This window comes from Chryseobacterium nakagawai (genome assembly GCF_900637665.1).
GTDB classification, from domain to species: domain Bacteria; phylum Bacteroidota; class Bacteroidia; order Flavobacteriales; family Weeksellaceae; genus Chryseobacterium; species Chryseobacterium nakagawai.
Genome location: NZ_LR134386.1, coordinates 4,536,229 through 4,555,410 on the forward strand (window position 1 = coordinate 4,536,229; position 19,182 = coordinate 4,555,410).

Consider the following 19,182-nt stretch of genomic DNA (forward strand, 5'->3'; position numbering starts at 1 on the left):
AGTTTTCTGAAAATCTCCGATTTCCAACCATATTTCAATTGAAAGACTGTACACATTCCCTCTTCATCAGAGAAATGGCAAAAATTCAAAGTTTTTTTGTCGGAGTCGTCTTAGACTCTCGTAATGACTCTTATATAAAACGGCCGGCAAAAGCCGGCCAATCCAAATTATTTATTTACCTCTACGTATTGTATGATGGTCTGGTTTTTTGGGTTGTAGATAAGGGTACTACTGTTAGGAAATCTTTTCAGCTTATAATACTGAATACTTTTATCTGTTTTAATATCTTCTAAAAAGCTTGTATCAAAAGTATTATTTGGAAGAAATTTGGAAAGAAGACTTATTTTATTGATAATACTTTGTCCATCAATTTTTCTTGCTGTTTTATCCGATTTTTCTTCATTAGAAGTTGCCTGATTTTCTAAAAAAGGAAGCAATACTGCAATGTCTGCTTTGTATTTAAAGATATAACCTTCGGTTCCTGTAGGAAGTTTTATTTTTTTTCCTTTTTCTTCTGAAATCATATCAGATCCGGCGTTAGGAAAAACAGTATTGAACTTTACATCCTCAGAATTAGTTAGTGAATTAATAGATTCATTCACTGTTTTTTTAACAGTCTCTTCTACTGCTTCCTGAGCTTTCTGCTGTATCTTTTCTGTGGTTTCCTGAACTGTTTGATCTATCTTGTCTTCAATTTTATTACATGATACTAATAAAAAAGCGGCCATAACAGGCAAAATATACTTCTTCATAATTCTAAATAATCATTTTCTTTTTATTAATATACTTATCTTAAACGGAAAAGTAGTCTTTAATATTTTAGCAAAGAAATAAAATATTTTTTCATCATCAAAAATCCTACTGACAAACTGTTGTCATCACCCGCTCATACCTTTGTATCAACAATAACAAACAAAAACGATACATTATGACAACTACAGCAACAGCAACCCAGCAATTCATGACTACTGAGCAATTATTAAAGGATTGGCAAGGGCACAGAAACCTGACAAGAAGAGTAATTGAAGCTTTTCCAGAAAAAGAATTATTTGAATTTTCAATTGGTGGAATGAGACCATTCGCCAAAATGGCAACAGAACTACTCAATATTGGAGGGGTTGCTTTAAAAGGAATCATTGAAAACAATATGGAAGCTTACAATGAGGAAGGTTTTACCCCAAAAACCAAAGAAGAACTCCTTAAAAAATGGGATGAAGAAACTGAGGTTATCAATCATTACTTCAGACAAATCACTGAAACGCGCTTCCAGGAAACGTTTAATTTATTCGGACAATATGAGTTCCCGGTATATGAGAACATTCTTTATTTTGTAGATAACGAAATTCACCACCGTGCACAGGGATATGTTTATCTGAGAGCTTTAGGAATTGAACCGCCTTTCTTCTGGGAAAGATTCTAATAAAAGTATCCTTAATAAACCATTTCATCTATTTGCCAATAAAAGTCAATCTCCCTCAGCAGTTTTCTGCTGAGGTTTTTATTGATGTCTTTCCATCATTTTGACAAGCAATTCGCCCATTCTAACCCGAAGACTTTCCGGCTCAAGGATGGTGGCATAGTCTGCAAAAGTAATAACCCAGCGGGGAAATCCATCGTTGATCCATTCTGTTTCAAAAGTAAGTTCCATTCCCAAGTCGGTTTCTACTTCTTCAATCAGACCATAATATTTTTTAGAATTGACAAGGTGAGCCATTATCTTTTTATCTACCAGGAGTTTTGCCTTCACTTTATTCCCATGTGATTTTCTGTAATCATTAATCTGGCCATATTCTTGCAAAAAGGGAGTCTGTGTTTTGAAAATCTGCAAAATACGATCTACCCTGAATTGTCTGAAATCTTTCCTCAACGTACAGTATGCCATGATATACCAAAAATTAAATTCAAAGAAAATCCCAACCGCTTCAATCGTTCTATTGGTCACTTTTGAATCTACGGTCTGATATTCAATAGTCAGCTGTGTTTTCTCTGCAATACTTTCCAGAATAATAGGTATTACGTTCTTCAGAGAATCTTCTTCCTTTTGCTGTGTATGAAAATTAAAAACATCGATCTGTTTTTCAATATTCTGAATCAAATTCTTATCTGAATACCTCAACACTGAACGCACTTTTTCCATCGCGGTCTGATAATGATTTCCCAAACTCTGATGGGAAAACTTTTGCATAAGCTTTTCAGCAGTAATAAAACTCAAAACCTCTTCTTTAGTAAACATCACCGGTGGAAGCTTATAACCCTCCATCAGAGAGTATCCGTTTCCTGCTTCTCCAACGATTGGAATTCCTGCATTCTCAAGGGTTTTTACATCCCTATAAATGGTTCTTACACTGACATCGAATTTTTCAGCCAGATCCTGTGCTCTTACTACAGGTTTAGACTGCAGCTGGGTAAGAATGGCTGTAACGCGGTCGAGTTTCTTTAAATAGTGATCGTTCATGTATTGACACTTGTTGACTGAAAATATGTCAACAAAATTATTAATTTTCTTTAAAAGTATTCACCAGCTTATCAAGATTTAAGCTTCGTGCTGAGGCATCAAAGATTTCACGATAGGTACCTTCTTTATTATACAATTCATCATGAGTTCCATTTTCTACAACTCTTCCTTTTTTCATCACATAAATCGTATCTGAATCCAGAATCTGAGATAATGAATGTGAAATAATGATTACAGTTCTCCCTTCTTTAATGGCATCTAAAGAATTTTTAATTTGTTCAGTAGCAATGGCATCCAGACTTGCTGTAGGTTCATCCAGGAATATAATTGGAGGGTCTTTTAGAAACAGTCTTGCAATAGCAATTCTCTGTTGTTGCCCTCCAGAAAGCTGGGTGGCGTCATGTTGATAACCGGTAGGAAGATCCATAATCTGATCATGAAGATATGCCTTTTTAGCTGCAGCCTTAATTTCTTCAAAGCTAGCATTCATATCTCCGTAGCGGATATTGTCTTCAATACTTCCCTGAAAAATGTGGTTTTTTTGAAGAACCAGTCCCAGATCGCTTCTCAGAAATGTATTATCAAATTCATTTAGATTTACATCATCCAGCAGAATTTCTCCTGAATCCGGCAAATAAAATTTACAAAGCAGATTAATTACCGTTGATTTTCCGGCCCCACTTAGTCCTACCAATGCAGTCGTTTTGCCGTTTTCAATTTTCATAGAAACATCGTGTAAGGCTTGTGTTCCGTTAGGATAAGTAAAGTTTACATTTTTCAGTTCAAAAGTTCCTTTAATTTTCTTTTCAACAAAACTTCCATTCGGTTCTGCTTCATTGTCTGCATTCAGAATATCAAAATATCCTTCAGCATAGATCATCGCATCATTCATATCATCATAAATCCTGTGTAATTGTCGAATGGGTGCTGATACATTGTTGAAAAGCATAATATGAAGCATAATTGCCCCAATGGTCATCTGCTGATCGAGTACCAGGTATACCGTTAAAAGGATAATTAAAACCACTCCAAACTGTTCTATGAAAGTTTTTAATCCATCATAAATAAAGTTGGTTCTTCTGGTGAACATCTGGCTTTCCATCAGCTGCATCTGCAGATCATATTGTTTTTTACCTTCAAATTTTTCACGAACAAAACTTTTAATGACCATAATGGAATTGACAAGATTCAAAAGACCAGAAGTTTTCTTCTCCCTTTGATTTCTGAGTTGCCGGCGTACCCCACTCAATTTCTTAGCCTGCAGCGAACTTATGTAAAAATAGATCGGAACAATAATAGTAGAAACAGCTCCCACGTATACATTCTGCATGTACATAATGATAAGCGCAATGATAGCATTGGAAAAAAGCGGAAGAATATCAATAAAAAAATTCTGTACTAGCTTTGTTAAACTTTCAATACCGCGGTCAATTCTGATTTGTAACTTTCCAGATTCGTGGTTTTCATCATTGAAGTATGCCACCCGATAGCCCAAAATTTTATCAATGGCAGATTGTGCCAGCACAGAACTGACATTAATTCTAATCTTTTCCCCATAAAACTTCTGCCCGAAGTTGATAAAAATATTCAACAGCTCCTTTCCCAGTAAAATAATAGAAATAATGATCAGGATATGAATTCCTTCTGTCATCGGATGAGGAAGATGAGTAAGCTTGGTTACCTCATCTACTGTATACTTCAATACAATTGGGTTTACCTGTGCTGCCAAAGCCCCAAGAAATGTAAGAAACAAAGTTCCGTAAATCATCGGCCGATAAGGTCTGATGAATGGAACAAGTTGTTTATAAATCCCAAATAAAGTAACTGTTCTGTTGAATGGTTTTGCCATGGATATAAGATAAAGGTCTTTAGTAAAATTAAGCCTTTTTTAAAACAAATCATGAAAAAGCCTGTACAATACAGGCTTTTTTATTTCAAAAAAAGAAGTTTTATTTAATATCTTGTCTTTAATACAATCTTTCCTAATTCTAAAAGCTCTTCCTGATGGGTAAAATAAACTCTCCCCTTTTTGGAAAAAACATCCCAAGCAATGATAGAAACAATATCATCAATAACTCCCGGCTCTTTTGAATTATCCTCATATTCGAATGTTCTTTCATCAATCATTCTTACTGACTGCTCGTAATCCTGATGAACTATTAACAGATCACCTCTTCCATCTATAGCTGCTTGGTAGATTTCCTGAAGATCGGTAAGAACAGTCCCTTGAGAAACCGCTTCTTTGATTTCTTCAATTGCTAAAGTGCGTTTCTCTTTTTGTTGACTCTTGATAATCTCATAAGCTTGTTCTACAATGTGATGTTCTTCTGCAGATTCATAATTTTTATGATCGTGGCCAATATAAATTTGAGGTAAATCAGCTACTTCTATAAGCTTACTGAAATTATCTGTTGTACTGATAACCACAACATTTAAGCTTGACGTCTTATGAATTTCAACAACCGATTTATCTATTCTATTAAAATACTCTTTAATCTGATTATCAACCTGTTTCGCATCACTTCTCACATCAGAATGTGTTATATAAAAAGGATTTTTAGGAAATGGAAAGCCTTCATTTCTAACTTCTTTCACTATAGAATCATTCAATGCTTCATAAAGTTTAGTCCCACTTTGTGTCAAAACCAAAATAAGGTATTCCTCAGCTCTTACTGTCGCTTTGATAATTGGTCTTACAGCAAATTTATCATCTATTTCCACCATATTTTCCCGGGTTTCCCAAGTTAATTTTATAATTTCTTCCGTGTCATTTGATAAGAAAATATGTAAACTCTCAAGGTTGTGCTGATGGTCAATTTTTTCGGAAATATTTTCTATTTTTTCCAAAATTTCAGATACTGGCCTTTTCCCAAATTCATCTATAATCCTGTTTTCAGCTTCTTTTAGAAGATTTTTAAGAATAATTTCGTCCTGTTGATTGTCCGGATGTGTACGATGTGTGTTAAGTGAAATCGTTACACACGGATTATTCTTTTCGTTTGCTAATTTTTGTAATATTTCTTTTAATGCCATAATGATATATTTTTGTGATTTATCTTTTTCTAAAAACTTTTGATGTATAATATCCTAATGCAAAAACAGCTAATATCAATACAATAAGAGGCAATTCAAACTTCATGGTCATAAACTTTACCATAACGCTTTCTAGGTTCTGTATGATAAATATTATGAGGAGGATTATCATTAGGATATCAATAATTTTTTTAATGTTAATATTCTTCATTTGGGTTATTTTACATATTAGACAATCTATACCTGATCACATCTGAATTCAATTGAGGATTTAATGATTATTTATTTCGTTACATTTTCTCATTCAGCTTCTTTGATCGGAATTATTCTACTAAAGTGACATTGTCAATCTATAAATCACCATCTCCCCTCGCAAGAACATCTGAGGTTTAAAGTATAACGAATTAATATGGATAAACATCAAACTAGTTAAATAAGAAAGTAACAACAGAAATGAAATAGTTTTAATGTTTATATCTTCTATAATAACATTGCGCATTATTCAAACGTTCGATTAAATAATTACAATTTAATAGATATTATAAATTACAAAATCTAAGCCAAAAGGCATTATTTTATATTAATTCATTAATACTTCTAATATTTTAATACAATTTGACAAAAAAAAACCATCATCATATAGACAATGGTTTGAATACTATTTTAATTTGTTATCCTTCATACATATACGTCGTCAGATAATGAAGCTCAGATCTGCTTACCTCTTTAGATTCAGCTTCTGCCTGTTCCAGCGTATATTGTGAATTGATTTCTTTTTTCTGGAAAACAAATGAGTTATTTGCATTTTTATCTACTACATCATTAAAGATATGTTCAATTTCAGAATTGGCTAATGAAGCAAAGCTAATATCCTCAAAACCATACATGAGTCTCAAATCATCAAATTGTTTAAAATTTTCATCTACGAATCCCTGTAGTTGAGCTTTTGAATCAAAATTACCTGCCCAGATATTGTAGGCATATTTTTTCTTTTTCGGTTTGTCTAAAATGCTTTGGTATACGAAGTTTTCTCCAAGATAAGCTTCTCTTACCTGTGGATCATTCGCTAGATCTTCCGGTAGTCCTTCTTTAAGGATCTTTCCTTCAAACATAATATAGGTTTTGTTGGTAATCGCAAGGGTTTGCTGTACATTGTGGTCGGTGATCAGAATTCCGATATTTTTATCTACAAGACTTCTTACAATTTTTTGAATATCTTCCACCGCAATCGGGTCAACTCCTGCAAACGGTTCATCCAAAAGAATAAAGTTCGGGCTTGTAGCTAAACAACGGGCAATCTCTGTTCTACGTCTCTCTCCTCCAGAAAGAAGATCTCCTCTGTTTTTACGAACATGCTGTAAAGAAAATTCCTCGATCAGTTCATCACATTTGATTTGCTGTTCACGTTTTGAAAGTTTTGTCAACTGCAATACTCCCATAATATTTTCTTCTACAGACAATTTTCTGAAAACGGAAGCTTCCTGTGCCAGATATCCGATCCCTTTTTGGGCTCTTCGATACATCGCATCTGTAGTAATTTCCTGTTTATCCAGAAAAATTTTCCCTGAAGTAGGCTTAACCAACCCTACGATCATATAAAACGATGTAGTTTTTCCTGCTCCATTCGGACCAAGCAAACCAACAATTTCTCCCTGTTGAACCTGTACAGAAACGCCTTTTACAACTTTTTTAGGACCGTATTCTTTGATTAAGTTTTCTCCGCGTAAAATCATAGGGCAAATATATCAAAAATATAAACTTCACTTATAGGTTAATGTAAACTTGTTGATCTTACATGTAAACTCATTCACTTCCAAATCATTGTAACTTTTCATTATTTTGAGCTACTTATTGTACAAAATCAATTACAAACATTAAGAAATGGAAAATTACGGTTATACCAAAACAGAAAACACAGCAAACCAACAGCAAACTACTACCCCTTACCGCTCAGAAAAAAAGCTTCCTCCAGCTCTATTAGGTATTCTTGTTGGCTGGCTGGGTCTAAATAAATTTTATCTTGGATATACCAAAGAAGGAATTATCCAATTAGTTTTGAATATTGTTACTTGTGGGGTTGCTTCTATTATTCCTTTTATTGAGGGTATCATTTATCTTTGTATGGATGACAAACAGTTTGATGACACCTATGTTTATGGAAGAAAACCTTGGTTATAATTAAATATCAAAAACAGTATGATATATTTTCATTATTTTAGAGTACCTAATTAATAAAAATATTCACCATGAAAAAATTAACAAAAAAAGATTTGAAAATAATCAACGGCGGATACATTGGATACCCAGATGACTATGGCAATTGTCTTCCAGGGTGGTATCTTTGCCCTACCAATGTCTGTATTTTTGATGATGGAGGGAACAAACCTATAGATCCAAAAGATTCGTTTTGCTTTGGGTAAAAAAAATGGCTGTTCAAATCTGAGCAGCCTATTTTATATATTACTTCTATGATCATTATTCCCCTTAAATAATAAAATGGTTTGCCTTCTTAATCATATTTTCTGTTTCATCACTTCAGTAGTAAAAGACTCTTATAACACCCATCTTTAAGAAGGGTAAATTAATACCAATATATTGAGCATTCATTTTTTCGAAAAAAGAAAAATATATCAAAATAGTGTGATATTTTTATTATCTTAGGCTCACAAACCAATAAAAATAATTATTATGAAAAAATTAAGTAAAAAAGATTTGAAAACAATCAATGGCGGAAGTATTCGTTTTCCTGATTCAGAAGGCAGATGTCCGGCTGGTTGGTACCTATGCCCTACCAATGTTTGTGTGGATGATAAAGGCGGAGAAAGTCCTATTCGCGAAGGACATCGTGATTATAAAGCATGTTTTGGATAAAAAGCTACATTATACAAAAAAGAGATTGCTGATCAAGCAATCTCTTTTTTGTATGTATGTCAATTAATCAGGACAAGCTACATGATTGATTGTGCATGGATGCCAAATACCTTTACATAATGTCCCGCAATTTGGGTCATCAATGATTACTTCTCCTCCTTTAATTCCTTTCAATTGGTTTCTTTCGATCTTCTTTAAATTTTTCATAATTAACTATTTTATTTTTAGAATTCTAATATAAGAATATTCTCTATATAAAGAATTATTTCAAATTTTTTTTTTTGAAAGCTCACAAAAAATAGACTGCCTTACTGACAGTCTATTTTAAAAGGTATTTGAATTTCTTTTATTTATTTAAAATCATCGCTGCCTCCTTAGCAAAATAAGTGAAGATCATGTCTGCACCAGCCCTTTTGAAACAAGTAAGGCTTTCAATAATTGTTTTATCATTATCCAACCATCCGTTTTGAACAGCTGCTTTTACCATTGCATATTCTCCACTTACGTTATACACAGCAATTGGAAGGTCAATGGCTTCACGTACTTTAGAAACGATATCCAAATAAGGAAGACCTGGTTTAATCATGATAACATCTGCTCCTTCATCAATATCTTTAAATACTTCGTTCAAAGCTTCACGAGTATTGTGAAAATCCATCTGATAAGTCTTTTTATCTTTCGGAATTTCAACATTTTCTTTTGGAGCACTGTCTAAAGCACTTCTGAAAGGTCCATAGAAAGAACTTGCATATTTTGCAGCGTAACTTACGATACCAACATCTGTAAATCCACTTTCTTCCAATGCTTCACGAATCACCTGAACTCTGCCATCCATCATATCACTTGGCGCTACAAGATCTGCTCCTGCTTCTGCATGAGATACTGACATTTTTGCTAATGCCTCATTGGTAGCATCATTTAAGATTTTTCCGTTTTCAATAATTCCGTCGTGCCCGTAGATTGAATAAGGATCTAAGGCAACATCAGGCATTACCACCATTCCCGGAACTGCATCTTTGATGGCTTTGATCGTATTCTGCATCAATCCGTTTTTGTTCCATGCTTCTTTTCCTGTATTATCTTTCAGGTTTTCGGACACCTTCATGTACAAATTGACAGCTTTTACGCCCAAAGAAAATAATTCCTTACATTCTTTTACTGTTAAATCTATGCTTCGCCTAAAGATTCCCGGCATCGACAGGATCGGTTCCTGCATGTTTTCGCCCTCCATTACGAAGATTGGCATTACAAAATCATCAGTTGTAAGCACATTTTCTCTTACCAAACTTCTGATAGATTCATTAACTCTAAGTCTTCTATTTCTTGAATGTATCATTTTGGAATACTTTTTGAATAAGTTTCTACAAATTTACTATAAGTTATACAAAAAACTATTGTATGAAATTGTAGAATTTGTTATATTTGTTATATATATTCGAGAAATTATAAATTTGATGAAAAAATTTTTACTTTTATTTTTATTTGTAGGCGCTTTTGTTGGTTTTTCCAACAATTTACAAGCTCAGCTTAGAGAGCCGGGTTCCATCACTCAGAAGGCAGATGATGGTGTTTTGCTTGCCTATCCAAATCCTGCAAAGGATTTCCTTATCATTAAGGCAAAAGATTCTTCTTTGAGAATCAAAAGTGTGACTTTTTATTCTATTTTGGGTATGCAAGTTGCCAATTATACAGTCAATATGAATTCCGGAGAGATCAATATTGAAAAATTAAAACCCGGAAAATATCTGATCCGTTATATTTTGAGCGACAACACGCAGAAAGTTACTCAAATCGTGAAACAATAAATTAAGATCCTGATAATCATCAGGATTTTTTCTTTTATAACAATCTCTTTTAATATTTACGTAACTTTAAGCACTTTTTTCTACTAATTGTAAAAAAACAACTTAATGCTAAAAGCTGAACATATTAAAAAGACCTATAATACCGGAAAAAAGGTCGCATTGGATGATTTCAGCATCCATGTTCCTAAAGGAAGTATTTACGGACTTTTAGGTCCCAACGGAGCCGGAAAAACTTCATTCATTCGTATCATTAACCAGATTACCCAGGCAGACTCCGGAGAGATCTTAATTAACGGAGAAAAACTGAATCCAAATCACATCAAAGATATCGGTTATATGCCTGAAGAAAGAGGGCTATACAAAAATATGAGTGTAGGAGATCAAATCCTGTACTTTGGAGAATTAAAGGGAATGAGCAAAAATGATGCTCTGAATGAAGCTAAAAAATGGTTTGAAAAACTGAATATCGACCAATGGTGGAAAAAAAAGCTTTCCGAACTGTCTAAAGGAATGGCACAAAAGATTCAATTTGTGGTAACAGTACTTCACAGACCTCATCTTTTAATCCTTGATGAACCTTTCTCAGGTTTTGATCCTGTAAATGCCAATCTCATCAAAGATCAGATCATTGATTTGAAGAATAACGGAACTACGATCATTCTGTCCACCCACAGAATGGAAAGTGTGGAAGAAATGTGTGACTACGTGGCTTTGATTAACAATTCCAAGAAAATCATTGATGGAAGGGTCTTTGACGTTAGGGAAAAATTCAAGAAAAATATTTTTGGCATTACCCTTTCTGAAGTGAATAATGAACAATTAGAAAGCTTCAGAAACAAATATGAGCTTTTCAACTTTTCCAATGAGAACAGTCTCGTTTCTTTTGATCTGAAAAATGAAGCGGATCAGAATAATATTCTTCTTGACCTTGTGCACGTAGGAAAAGTAAGATCATTTGATGAAAGGATCCCTAGTATGAATGAAGTGTTTATTAACGCTGTAAGTAACCATTCTTAATTTTATGAAAAATATTTTTTTAATTACAAAGAGAGAGTTTCTTACACAGGTTAAGAAAAAATCCTTTATCATATTGACTTTATTGGCACCTGTTATGATTATTGCCTTCGGTGCCGTAATCGGATTAATGTTTAAAGCCAATGAATCGCACAGTATTATTGAGGTTGTTGACAAAAGTGGTTTATTTACGAATCAGCTGAAGTCTAATGATAAACTGAACTACGTATTTGTTTCTGCAGCAGATGAAAAATCCAAGATTAACAATTTAAAAGGAAATGAATCTCTGGATGGGATCTTAATTTTACCTGAATTAAAAGGACAAAATTACGAAGAGCTAGAATCGGGAGCAAGATTGGTTATCAACAGTAAAATGGGCTTTGATACCAAGCAGAAGATCGTTTCTGATATAAGCAATGTTGTTAAAAAGGAAAAAATCAAACAATTAGGGATTCAGGAAACCCAGCTGAACGATCTTGATAAGAGTTTCAGTCTGAAAACAATTAATGTTGCAGATAATAATAAAGAAGATTCTGACCTTACTTTTGGTGTTAAATCCGGACTTAGTATGGTCTTAATGTATGTTACTTTTATGTTCATTATTATCTATGGAGTAAGAGTAATGCGAAGCGTGTTGGAAGAAAAGAACAACCGTGTTGTAGAGATCATTATTTCTTCCGTAAAACCTTTTGAATTGATGATGGGTAAAATCCTTGGAGTAACATTGGTTGCTCTTACCCAGTTTTTGATCTGGATTACCATGTCAGTAATTGGAGCTTTGGTTTTAAATACTGGATTTTCACCTCTTCAACAGACCGTTCCCGGTACCAATGAGCAAATTGCTAGTAAACTGGATATGACTCAGCTTGCCACCCAGATTTCTCATAGTCTGCTGGAGCTGAATTTCCCATTGATCATCTTTGTGTTCATTGTTTTCTTCCTTTTAGGATATATTTTCTACAGTTCTATTTATGCAGCTATTGGTTCTGCTGTGGATAATGAAACAGAGACCCAGCAATTCACTTTATTTGCAATCTTACCATTAACGTTGGGAATGTATGGAAGTTTCTCATTAATGAACAATCCTGACGGCCCAATGGGTTTCTGGTTATCTATTATTCCTTTTACTTCACCAGTTGCCATGATTGCAAGAATACCGTTCGGAGTTCCGGCATGGCAGATTGCCTTATCTATTGTGCTGCTATTGGCTACCACTGTCTTTATGATATTCCTTGCCGGAAAAATCTATCGTGTAGGAATTTTGATGTACGGAAATAAGGCTACTTTAAAAGAGCTTTGGAAATGGATTAGGGGCTAATTCCTAGGACAAAAACATTGAAAATTTAAAGGGCAAATTGGCAACAAGCTAATTTGCCCTTTTTTTATTTTAGAAATGAGGAAGCCTATCTCTTATCCTCAAATAAAATATTCAAAATTATAGAATGCAATCACTTCATTTCCTATATAAGCTCTCTGTTTACTTACATAAGGGCATAAAAAAATATCCCGGAAAGTTATTTCCGGGATATTGTATTTTATATTCTGAATAAATAGTTTATTTGAATATGTAGCTTAAGGTAAGAGCGATCACCTGTTCAGATTTTTTCTTATCAGATCCACCTTTTTCTTTTACAAGATTCGGGTAAGTATCTGAAAGACCTAAGTCATATTTTACAGCTACTTCAAGTTGTCTCTTATAGCTATATCCTACACCAAATCCTATCCCCCAGTTAAAGCTATTGGCTTTTCCATTTACACCGGGAGGTTGTGAAGGATCACTTCCATCCGGATAATAATAAGGTCTGGTTGCAGGAGCATCTTTAACATTTTGGTTGATCAAAAAGTTAAATCTAGGTCCTAATAATCCAAAGAACTCAGATGCTGATTCTGAAAAGTACCCTTTGAAATAAAGAGGTACACTCAAATAGTTATTAGCATATACTGCGTTATAACCACTCGCATTCTTAGCGTCACTATCTTTCCCAGTTTCTCCTGCCCCATAGTATAGAACTTCAGGTTGGATATAAAACTGGTTTGTCTTTCCTACGGGAATTAAAGCCAAAGCTCCACCTTGAAAGGTATATCTTGGGCCTGAAGGATTATGGGCATTGGAAACTCTTGAATAGTTTAATCCCGCCGTAACCCCGAATCTTGTATTTTTCCATTGCACTTGTGCAAAGGATAAAGCAGAAAGGGTTAAAGCTGAGGCTAATAAAAGTTTTTTCATATTGTTTGTTTTTATATTATCCTAGAATTTTCGCTACAGTAGCACCGATATCAGCAGGAGAATCAACAACGTTGATACCATTCTCTCTCATGATTTCCATCTTTGCCTGAGCTGTATCTTCTGCACCCCCTACGATAGCACCAGCGTGTCCCATTGTTCTTCCTTTTGGAGCTGTTTGTCCAGCAATAAATCCTACAACTGGCTTCGTAGATCCACTAGCCTTATACCATCTAGCAGCTTCTGCTTCCAGTCCTCCACCAATTTCTCCAATCATTACAACAGCTTCAGTTTCAGGGTCATTAATAAATAATTCCAAAGCTTCTCTTGTAGTAGTTCCAATAATTGGATCACCACCAATACCGATAGCTGTAGAAATACCGTAACCTGCTCTTACTACCTGATCAGCAGCTTCGTAAGTAAGGGTACCTGATTTTGAAACGATACCTACTTTCCCTTTTTTGAAAACGAAACCTGGCATAATACCAATTTTAGCTTCTTCAGAAGTAATGATTCCAGGGCAGTTTGGTCCGATTAATCTGCAGTCTCTGTCAGCAATATAAGATTTTACTTTTACCATATCAGCTACAGGAATACCTTCAGTAATACATACAATTACTTTGATCCCTGCTTCAGCAGCTTCCATGATAGCGTCTGCTGCGAATGCCGGTGGTACGAAAATAATACTTACGTTTGCTCCTGCTTTTTCAACAGCATCAGCTACTGTGTTGAATACTGGCTTTCCTAAGTGCTCGCTTCCTCCTTTTCCTGGAGTAACACCACCTACTACGTTGGTTCCGTATTCAATCATCTGACCAGCATGGAAAGTACCTTCGTTCCCTGTAAATCCTTGTACAATTACTTTAGAATCTTTGTTTACTAAAATTGACATTTTATTGTTGTTTTAATTTATTTATTATTTTATTAATGCTCACAAATTTACTTAAATTTCTTTGATTTTGGACAAAACCTTTGGAATTGTTTATTTGAGATTTCTCAGTTTTACTTCTTTTTTCAAGTAAGTTTTGAAATCTTCTGCAAACATTCCGATATAGGTACCTTTTTCGAGGTCTCTATTCACTCCGGTTTTCCCTAAGAGCACAGATCCGCTTTCAATTTTATTCCCGGAAGCGATACCTACCTGCCCCCATAAAGTGACTTCATCTCCAATCACACAGCAACCGGCTATTCCAACCTGAGAAGCTATTAAGCATTTCTTTCCAATGATTGTATCATGCCCTATCTGAATCTGATTATCCAAAACAGAACCTTCTCCAACTACTGTAGAATCTGTAACTCCTCTGTCAATAGTACACCCATTACCTATTTCTACATTATTTTCGATCACTACATTTCCTACAGAGATTAAACGGTCAAAGTTTCCATTTAATTTTCTGTAATAGAATGCATCACCTCCTAACACGGTATTGGACTGGATGATCACATTGTCGCCAATTACTGTTCTATCACCAATCACTACATTCGGGAAAATTAAGGTATTTTTTCCAATCTTTACATTGTTTCCAATGACTGCAGAAGAATGGATTCTTGTTCCTTCACCAATTTCAACATCATGAAGTTCTTCTGTAAAGTTGTAAATTCTTGTAAAGTGGGTATTGATCTTATTAAAGTCTCTGAAAGGGTCATCAGAAACCAAAAGTGCTTTCCCTTCAGGACAATCTACTTCTTTATCAATTAAAATGATAGTTGCAGCAGAATTTAGTGCCTTGTCGTAATATTTGGGATGATTTACAAAAACAATATCACCTGGTTTTACCATGTGAATTTCATTGGTTCCCAATACTTCAAAGTCTTCAGGGCCAATAAACCTTGAGCCAATTAAATCAGCGATCGTTTTAAGCTTTTGCGGAGAATGGAATCTCATAACAATAGATTTTCTTATAAAACAAAATTCGGAGTGCTAATGCAAACCGAATTTATGTAAATTTTATTTATTCTTTTACTCTTTCTAAGTAGCTACCGTCTTCAGTGCTCACTTTAATTTTGTCTCCTGGTTCAATGAACAAAGGAACCATTACTCTTGCTCCTGTTTCAACGATTGCATTTTTAAGAGCATTGGTAGCCGTGTTTCCTTTTACACCCGGATCAGCTTCAATGACATCCAGGTATACCGATTGTGGAAGTTCAGCAGAAAGCGGAGTTTCATCAGCTTCTTTCAAAATGATTGTTACTTCTTCACCTGCTTTCATCAAGTTTGAGTTTTCAATCATTTCTTTATTTAAATATAACTGAGAAAAATCATCGTTATTCATGAAGTGGAATCCGTTCTCGTCATCATAAAGATACTGGAACTTTCTTGTGATTACTTTTACCTCTTCAATTTTGTGACCCGCAGAGAATGTATTATCTAATACTTTTCCGTTGGTTACAGATTTTAGTTTTGTTCTTACGAATGCAGGACCTTTTCCTGGTTTTACGTGAAGGAACTCAATTACTTTAAAAATATCATTGCTGAATTCAATGCAAAGACCTTTTCTGATATCGTTACTTGTTGCCATTAAATATATATTATCTTTTTTTACTTAATTTTTAGCACTTTTAGTTGCTGTCTTTTCCTGTTCCATATCCTTTCACAATACCTCTTGGAGAGTTTTGGATAAACTGAAGAATTTCATCTCTTTCAGCGGTAGGAAGCATTTCTTTTTCAATATATGCCAATGCTTGGGAAACGTTCATCTTCATTTGGAAAATAGCTCTGTAAATCTTTTGAATTTCAAAGATCTTCTCATTGGAAAAACCTCTTCTTCTAAGGCCTACTGAGTTAATACCAGCATAGGAAATAGGATCTCTTGCCACTTTCACATAAGGAGGAACATCTTTTCTAATCAAAGATCCTCCTGAAATCATGGTATGTTTTCCGATCTTACCAAATTGCTGAACAGCAGATAGACCTCCCATTACAGTAAAGTCTCCGATTTCAACATGTCCTGCAATACCGCAACCATTGGCAATAATTACATTATCTCCTATGATGCAGTCATGGGCAACGTGGGAAGTCGCCATAATAAGGCAATTGCTTCCTACTTTGGTATAACCTAAGGCTTTTGTTCCTCTATTTATTGTTACACATTCTCTTAAAGTAGTATTATCTCCAATAATAGTTCGTGTATCTTCACCATCAAACTTTAAGTCCTGAGGAATAGCAGAAATTACAGTCCCTGGAAAAATCTTACAATCTTTCCCTATTCTTGCTCCATCCATGATGGTAACATTTGGACCAATCCAAGTTCCTTCTCCAATTTCTACGTCCCCTGCAATTGTAGTAAATGGTTCTACGATTACATTTTTGCTGATTTTCGCACGTTTATCTACGGCTGCTAATTGATGAATCATTTAATCAACTTTATTTTTTGCAACTTGAGCCATAAGCTCTGCTTCTACTGCCACTGTATCTCCTACATATCCGTACCCCTGCATGTGCACAATACCTCTTCTGATAGGCTCTATTAATTCAATTTTGAATATAAGTGTATCTCCAGGAATTACTTTTCTTTTGAATTTCACTTTATCAATCTTGATAAAATAGGTAGAATAATTTTCAGGATCAGGAACACTTGCCAAAACAAGAATACCACCTGTCTGAGCTAAAGCTTCAACCTGAAGAACTCCAGGCATTACTGGCTCTTTAGGAAAATGACCAACGAAGAAAGGCTCATTCATTGTTACATTTTTCAATCCTACTACATGAGAGTCTGAAAGTTCTAGAACTTTATCAATTAATAAGAACGGAGGTCTATGAGGCATAAGTTTCATAATTCCGTTGATATCGAATACCGGTTCTTTTGTTAAATCAAAATCCGGAACGTTTTTCTTTTTCTGCAATTTCCACTGACGGTTTAATTTTTTTGCAAATTGAGTATTTACAAAATGTCCTGGTTTGTTAGCAATAACCTTGCCTTTAATTTTCACCCCTGCTAAAGCTAAATCACCAATTACATCTAATAATTTGTGTCTTGCAGCTTCGTTAGGATAATTTAGGTTAAGGTTATCGAGAATACCATTTGGTCTGATGGATACATTATCCTTACCAAAGGCTTTTTTCAATTTTTCTGTAGTTTCCGGAGTAAGATCCTTGTCTACATAAACGATCGCATTAGAGATATCTCCTCCTTTGATCAATCCGTGATCTAAAAGCATTTCCAGTTCATGTAAGAAACTAAATGTTCTTGCTGAAGAGATTTCATCTTTAAATTCGGAAATATTTTTAAGGGTAGCATTTTGAGTTCCTAAAACCTTAGTTCCAAAATCTACCATTGTAGTTACTTCGTAAGTATCTGAAGGAATGATTGTGATTTCCGAACCTGTAGCCGGATCACTGTAAGTAAGCACTTCCTTTACCACCAGATATTCTCTGGCAACATTCTGATCTACCACTCCTACACTTTCGATTGCTTCTACAAAATATTTTGAAGATCCATCTAAAATAGGAGGCTCAGATGCGTCCATTTCCAACACTGCATTGTCTATATCACAACCTACCAGAGCAGCCAAAAGGTGCTCACAGGTAGTTATTTTTACGCCAAGCTTTTCTAATGTTGTACCTCTTTCTGTTGCTACTACATAATTAACATCAGCTTCAACTTGAGGGTGTCCCTCTAAATCGGTTCTTACAAATACAAATCCCGTATTTTCTTTTGCGGGTTTGATGGTAAGTTTTACTTCTTTACCAGTATGAAGGCCTATTCCAGAAAGAGTTACCTCTTCCTGAAGCGTTTTTTGCATATCACTCATTAGTATTATCTTTTGAGTTATTCTCAAGATTATTTATTCTGTTAACTATTTCAGGGAAATTTCTGAAATGAACATAGCTTCTTAAATAGTCATTGTAGCTAATTGCTGGTGAACCATATAAAGTTTCTCTATCGGTAACACTAGAATTCACACCACTCTGAGCCTGAATTTTCACTTGGTTTCCGATTTTGATATGTCCAACAATTCCTACCTGACCTCCAATTTGATTCCAGTCTCCGATGGTAGTAGAACCTGCAATTCCTGCTTGTGCTGCAATTACATTATTCTGTCCTATTTTCACGTTATGGGCAATCTGAATCAGATTATCAATTTTTGTACCTTTTCCAATGATGGTAGAACCAATTGTTGCTCTGTCAATACTACAGTTTGAACCAATTTCTACATCATCTTCAATAATGACGTTTCCAAGCTGTGGAATCTTTTTGAATCCTTCAGCAGTGGGTTGAAACCCAAAACCATCTCCTCCTACTACTGTATTGGAGTGAATGACACAGTTATCCCCAATAATACAATAATCGTAAATTCTGGCTCCACTGTCTATTTTACAGTTTTTACCAATTTTTACCCCTTTACCGATATATACATGTGGATAAATTTGTGACCCATCGCCGATCTTAGCTTTTTCAGAAACATAGGTAAATGCTCCTATATACACTTGATCACCTATCACAGCTGAATCATGGATGGACGAACCATCTTCAATACCTTCTTTTCTTCCTCTCATCTCCTGATATAAGTTCATCAGGACCTGAAAAGATAAATAGGCATCTTTTACTACAATTAAGGTTGGGTTATAACTATTTTCATTCAGAAGTTTTTCCGAAACGATGATTACAGAGCATTTTGAGGTATCTAAAAAATGAGAAAACCGATCTTGTGCTATAAAAGAAAGATGTCCTGATTCTCCATTTTCAATTGGAGAAACCCCTGTAATAAGTGCATTCTCATCACCTATTATTTTTCCGTCAATAAAACTTGCAATTTGCGAAGCTGTGAATTCCATATTC

General features: G+C 34.7%; 20 protein-coding genes and 1 pseudogene. 7 read left to right on the plus strand and 14 right to left on the minus strand.

Annotation, left to right across the window (positions count from 1 at the left end):
• Nucleotides 1-167: 167 nt before the first annotated feature.
• Nucleotides 168-752 (minus strand): hypothetical protein, encoded by a 585-nt coding sequence (locus tag EL260_RS20350; protein ID WP_123857342.1) that lies wholly within the window; start codon nucleotides 750-752, stop codon nucleotides 168-170.
• A gap of 176 nt (nucleotides 753-928) precedes the next feature.
• On the opposite strand from EL260_RS20350, the gene EL260_RS20355 reads away from it, so the two are divergent.
• On the plus strand, nucleotides 929-1,420 hold the full coding sequence (locus EL260_RS20355; protein ID WP_123857343.1) for a DinB family protein: 492 nt from the start codon (nucleotides 929-931) through the stop codon (nucleotides 1,418-1,420).
• A gap of 78 nt (nucleotides 1,421-1,498) precedes the next feature.
• Here the strand turns inward: EL260_RS20355 and EL260_RS20360 are convergent, their stop codons facing one another.
• The 4 genes and pseudogenes from EL260_RS20360 to lptB all read right to left on the minus strand — a co-directional run.
• The gene (locus EL260_RS20360; protein ID WP_123857344.1) at nucleotides 1,499-2,455 is read right to left on the minus strand and encodes a helix-turn-helix transcriptional regulator; all 957 of its coding nucleotides are present in this window, start codon (nucleotides 2,453-2,455) and stop codon (nucleotides 1,499-1,501) included.
• Between the two features lie 40 nt (nucleotides 2,456-2,495).
• Entirely contained in the window at nucleotides 2,496-4,223 is a 1,728-nt protein-coding gene (locus EL260_RS20365; protein ID WP_123860589.1) for an ABC transporter ATP-binding protein, read from the minus strand.
• A 185-nt stretch (nucleotides 4,224-4,408) separates the two neighbouring features.
• Nucleotides 4,409-5,488: a baeRF3 domain-containing protein gene (locus EL260_RS20370; RefSeq protein ID WP_123857345.1), complete on the minus strand. Its 1,080-nt coding sequence runs from the start codon at nucleotides 5,486-5,488 to the stop codon at nucleotides 4,409-4,411.
• A 1,007-nt stretch (nucleotides 5,489-6,495) separates the two neighbouring features.
• A pseudogene (gene lptB, locus EL260_RS20375) lies at nucleotides 6,496-7,221 on the minus strand (LPS export ABC transporter ATP-binding protein); the annotation flags it as partial.
• Between the two features lie 148 nt (nucleotides 7,222-7,369).
• Between lptB and EL260_RS20380 the strand changes: the two are divergent.
• The 3 genes from EL260_RS20380 (at nucleotide 7,370) to EL260_RS20385 (ending at nucleotide 8,359) form a co-directional block, all read left to right on the plus strand.
• On the plus strand, nucleotides 7,370-7,666 hold the full coding sequence (locus tag EL260_RS20380) for a TM2 domain-containing protein (protein WP_123857347.1): 297 nt from the start codon (nucleotides 7,370-7,372) through the stop codon (nucleotides 7,664-7,666).
• A gap of 68 nt (nucleotides 7,667-7,734) precedes the next feature.
• The gene (locus EL260_RS25720; RefSeq protein ID WP_164464452.1) at nucleotides 7,735-7,908 is read left to right on the plus strand and encodes a hypothetical protein; all 174 of its coding nucleotides are present in this window, start codon (nucleotides 7,735-7,737) and stop codon (nucleotides 7,906-7,908) included.
• A 268-nt stretch (nucleotides 7,909-8,176) separates the two neighbouring features.
• Nucleotides 8,177-8,359, plus strand: coding sequence for a bacteriocin (locus tag EL260_RS20385; RefSeq protein ID WP_123857348.1), 183 nt, complete (start codon nucleotides 8,177-8,179; stop codon nucleotides 8,357-8,359).
• Nucleotides 8,360-8,422: 63 nt separating this feature from the next.
• On the opposite strand, the gene EL260_RS25725 is transcribed toward EL260_RS20385, so the two are convergent.
• On the minus strand, nucleotides 8,423-8,566 hold the full coding sequence (locus EL260_RS25725) for a bacteriocin-like protein (RefSeq protein WP_164464451.1): 144 nt from the start codon (nucleotides 8,564-8,566) through the stop codon (nucleotides 8,423-8,425).
• Nucleotides 8,567-8,705: 139 nt separating this feature from the next.
• Entirely contained in the window at nucleotides 8,706-9,695 is a 990-nt protein-coding gene (hemB, locus tag EL260_RS20390) for a porphobilinogen synthase (protein WP_123857349.1), read from the minus strand.
• A 118-nt stretch (nucleotides 9,696-9,813) separates the two neighbouring features.
• Here hemB and EL260_RS20395 point away from each other — a divergent pair, with 118 nt between their 5' ends.
• From EL260_RS20395 to EL260_RS20405, 3 genes are all read left to right on the plus strand, one after another.
• Nucleotides 9,814-10,164 (plus strand): T9SS type A sorting domain-containing protein, encoded by a 351-nt coding sequence (locus EL260_RS20395; protein WP_123857350.1) that lies wholly within the window; start codon nucleotides 9,814-9,816, stop codon nucleotides 10,162-10,164.
• 105 nt (nucleotides 10,165-10,269) lie between these two features.
• Nucleotides 10,270-11,181, plus strand: a complete 912-nt coding sequence (locus EL260_RS20400; RefSeq protein ID WP_123857351.1) for an ABC transporter ATP-binding protein — start codon at nucleotides 10,270-10,272, stop codon at nucleotides 11,179-11,181.
• A gap of 4 nt (nucleotides 11,182-11,185) precedes the next feature.
• On the plus strand, nucleotides 11,186-12,496 hold the full coding sequence (locus EL260_RS20405) for an ABC transporter permease (RefSeq protein ID WP_123857352.1): 1,311 nt from the start codon (nucleotides 11,186-11,188) through the stop codon (nucleotides 12,494-12,496).
• A 237-nt stretch (nucleotides 12,497-12,733) separates the two neighbouring features.
• On the opposite strand, the gene EL260_RS20410 is transcribed toward EL260_RS20405, so the two are convergent.
• From EL260_RS20410 to lpxD, 7 genes are all read right to left on the minus strand, one after another.
• Nucleotides 12,734-13,405, minus strand: a complete 672-nt coding sequence (locus EL260_RS20410) for a porin family protein (RefSeq protein WP_123857353.1) — start codon at nucleotides 13,403-13,405, stop codon at nucleotides 12,734-12,736.
• A gap of 16 nt (nucleotides 13,406-13,421) precedes the next feature.
• The gene (gene sucD, locus EL260_RS20415) at nucleotides 13,422-14,294 is read right to left on the minus strand and encodes a succinate--CoA ligase subunit alpha (protein ID WP_002977143.1); all 873 of its coding nucleotides are present in this window, start codon (nucleotides 14,292-14,294) and stop codon (nucleotides 13,422-13,424) included.
• Nucleotides 14,295-14,384: 90 nt separating this feature from the next.
• Nucleotides 14,385-15,287, minus strand: a complete 903-nt coding sequence (locus EL260_RS20420; RefSeq protein WP_123857354.1) for a UDP-3-O-(3-hydroxymyristoyl)glucosamine N-acyltransferase — start codon at nucleotides 15,285-15,287, stop codon at nucleotides 14,385-14,387.
• A gap of 67 nt (nucleotides 15,288-15,354) precedes the next feature.
• Nucleotides 15,355-15,921: an elongation factor P gene (gene efp, locus EL260_RS20425; protein ID WP_045500255.1), complete on the minus strand. Its 567-nt coding sequence runs from the start codon at nucleotides 15,919-15,921 to the stop codon at nucleotides 15,355-15,357.
• A gap of 40 nt (nucleotides 15,922-15,961) precedes the next feature.
• Nucleotides 15,962-16,756: an acyl-ACP--UDP-N-acetylglucosamine O-acyltransferase gene (gene lpxA, locus EL260_RS20430; RefSeq protein ID WP_068944369.1), complete on the minus strand. Its 795-nt coding sequence runs from the start codon at nucleotides 16,754-16,756 to the stop codon at nucleotides 15,962-15,964.
• On the minus strand, nucleotides 16,757-18,154 hold the full coding sequence (locus tag EL260_RS20435; RefSeq protein WP_045500260.1) for a bifunctional UDP-3-O-[3-hydroxymyristoyl] N-acetylglucosamine deacetylase/3-hydroxyacyl-ACP dehydratase: 1,398 nt from the start codon (nucleotides 18,152-18,154) through the stop codon (nucleotides 16,757-16,759).
• On the minus strand, nucleotides 18,147-19,178 hold the full coding sequence (gene lpxD / locus EL260_RS20440; protein ID WP_123857355.1) for a UDP-3-O-(3-hydroxymyristoyl)glucosamine N-acyltransferase: 1,032 nt from the start codon (nucleotides 19,176-19,178) through the stop codon (nucleotides 18,147-18,149). Before lpxD ends, EL260_RS20435 begins: the two co-directional genes overlap by 8 nt.
• Nucleotides 19,179-19,182 lie beyond the last annotated feature (4 nt).

Bases quoted from the DNA above. Each gene is read 5' to 3' on its own strand.
- EL260_RS20350 (WP_123857342.1), bottom strand. From the start codon at position 752: ATGAAGAAGTATATTTTGCCTGTTATGGCCGCTTTTTTATTAGTATCA.
- EL260_RS20395 (WP_123857350.1), top strand. From the start codon at position 9,814: ATGAAAAAATTTTTACTTTTATTTTTATTTGTAGGCGCTTTTGTTGGT.
- efp (WP_045500255.1), bottom strand. From the start codon at position 15,921: ATGGCAACAAGTAACGATATCAGAAAAGGTCTTTGCATTGAATTCAGC.
- EL260_RS20410 (WP_123857353.1), bottom strand. From the start codon at position 13,405: ATGAAAAAACTTTTATTAGCCTCAGCTTTAACCCTTTCTGCTTTATCC.
- EL260_RS20400 (WP_123857351.1), top strand. From the start codon at position 10,270: ATGCTAAAAGCTGAACATATTAAAAAGACCTATAATACCGGAAAAAAG.
- EL260_RS20355 (WP_123857343.1), top strand. From the start codon at position 929: ATGACAACTACAGCAACAGCAACCCAGCAATTCATGACTACTGAGCAA.
- EL260_RS20365 (WP_123860589.1), bottom strand. From the start codon at position 4,223: ATGATTTACGGAACTTTGTTTCTTACATTTCTTGGGGCTTTGGCAGCA.
- lpxA (WP_068944369.1), bottom strand. From the start codon at position 16,756: ATGATTCATCAATTAGCAGCCGTAGATAAACGTGCGAAAATCAGCAAA.
- lpxD (WP_123857355.1), bottom strand. From the start codon at position 19,178: ATGGAATTCACAGCTTCGCAAATTGCAAGTTTTATTGACGGAAAAATA.
- EL260_RS20405 (WP_123857352.1), top strand. From the start codon at position 11,186: ATGAAAAATATTTTTTTAATTACAAAGAGAGAGTTTCTTACACAGGTT.
- EL260_RS20420 (WP_123857354.1), bottom strand. From the start codon at position 15,287: ATGAGATTCCATTCTCCGCAAAAGCTTAAAACGATCGCTGATTTAATT.
- EL260_RS20385 (WP_123857348.1), top strand. From the start codon at position 8,177: ATGAAAAAATTAAGTAAAAAAGATTTGAAAACAATCAATGGCGGAAGT.
- EL260_RS20380 (WP_123857347.1), top strand. From the start codon at position 7,370: ATGGAAAATTACGGTTATACCAAAACAGAAAACACAGCAAACCAACAG.
- EL260_RS20435 (WP_045500260.1), bottom strand. From the start codon at position 18,154: ATGAGTGATATGCAAAAAACGCTTCAGGAAGAGGTAACTCTTTCTGGA.
- EL260_RS25725 (WP_164464451.1), bottom strand. From the start codon at position 8,566: ATGAAAAATTTAAAGAAGATCGAAAGAAACCAATTGAAAGGAATTAAA.
- sucD (WP_002977143.1), bottom strand. From the start codon at position 14,294: ATGTCAATTTTAGTAAACAAAGATTCTAAAGTAATTGTACAAGGATTT.
- EL260_RS20360 (WP_123857344.1), bottom strand. From the start codon at position 2,455: ATGAACGATCACTATTTAAAGAAACTCGACCGCGTTACAGCCATTCTT.
- hemB (WP_123857349.1), bottom strand. From the start codon at position 9,695: ATGATACATTCAAGAAATAGAAGACTTAGAGTTAATGAATCTATCAGA.
- EL260_RS25720 (WP_164464452.1), top strand. From the start codon at position 7,735: ATGAAAAAATTAACAAAAAAAGATTTGAAAATAATCAACGGCGGATAC.
- EL260_RS20370 (WP_123857345.1), bottom strand. From the start codon at position 5,488: ATGGCATTAAAAGAAATATTACAAAAATTAGCAAACGAAAAGAATAAT.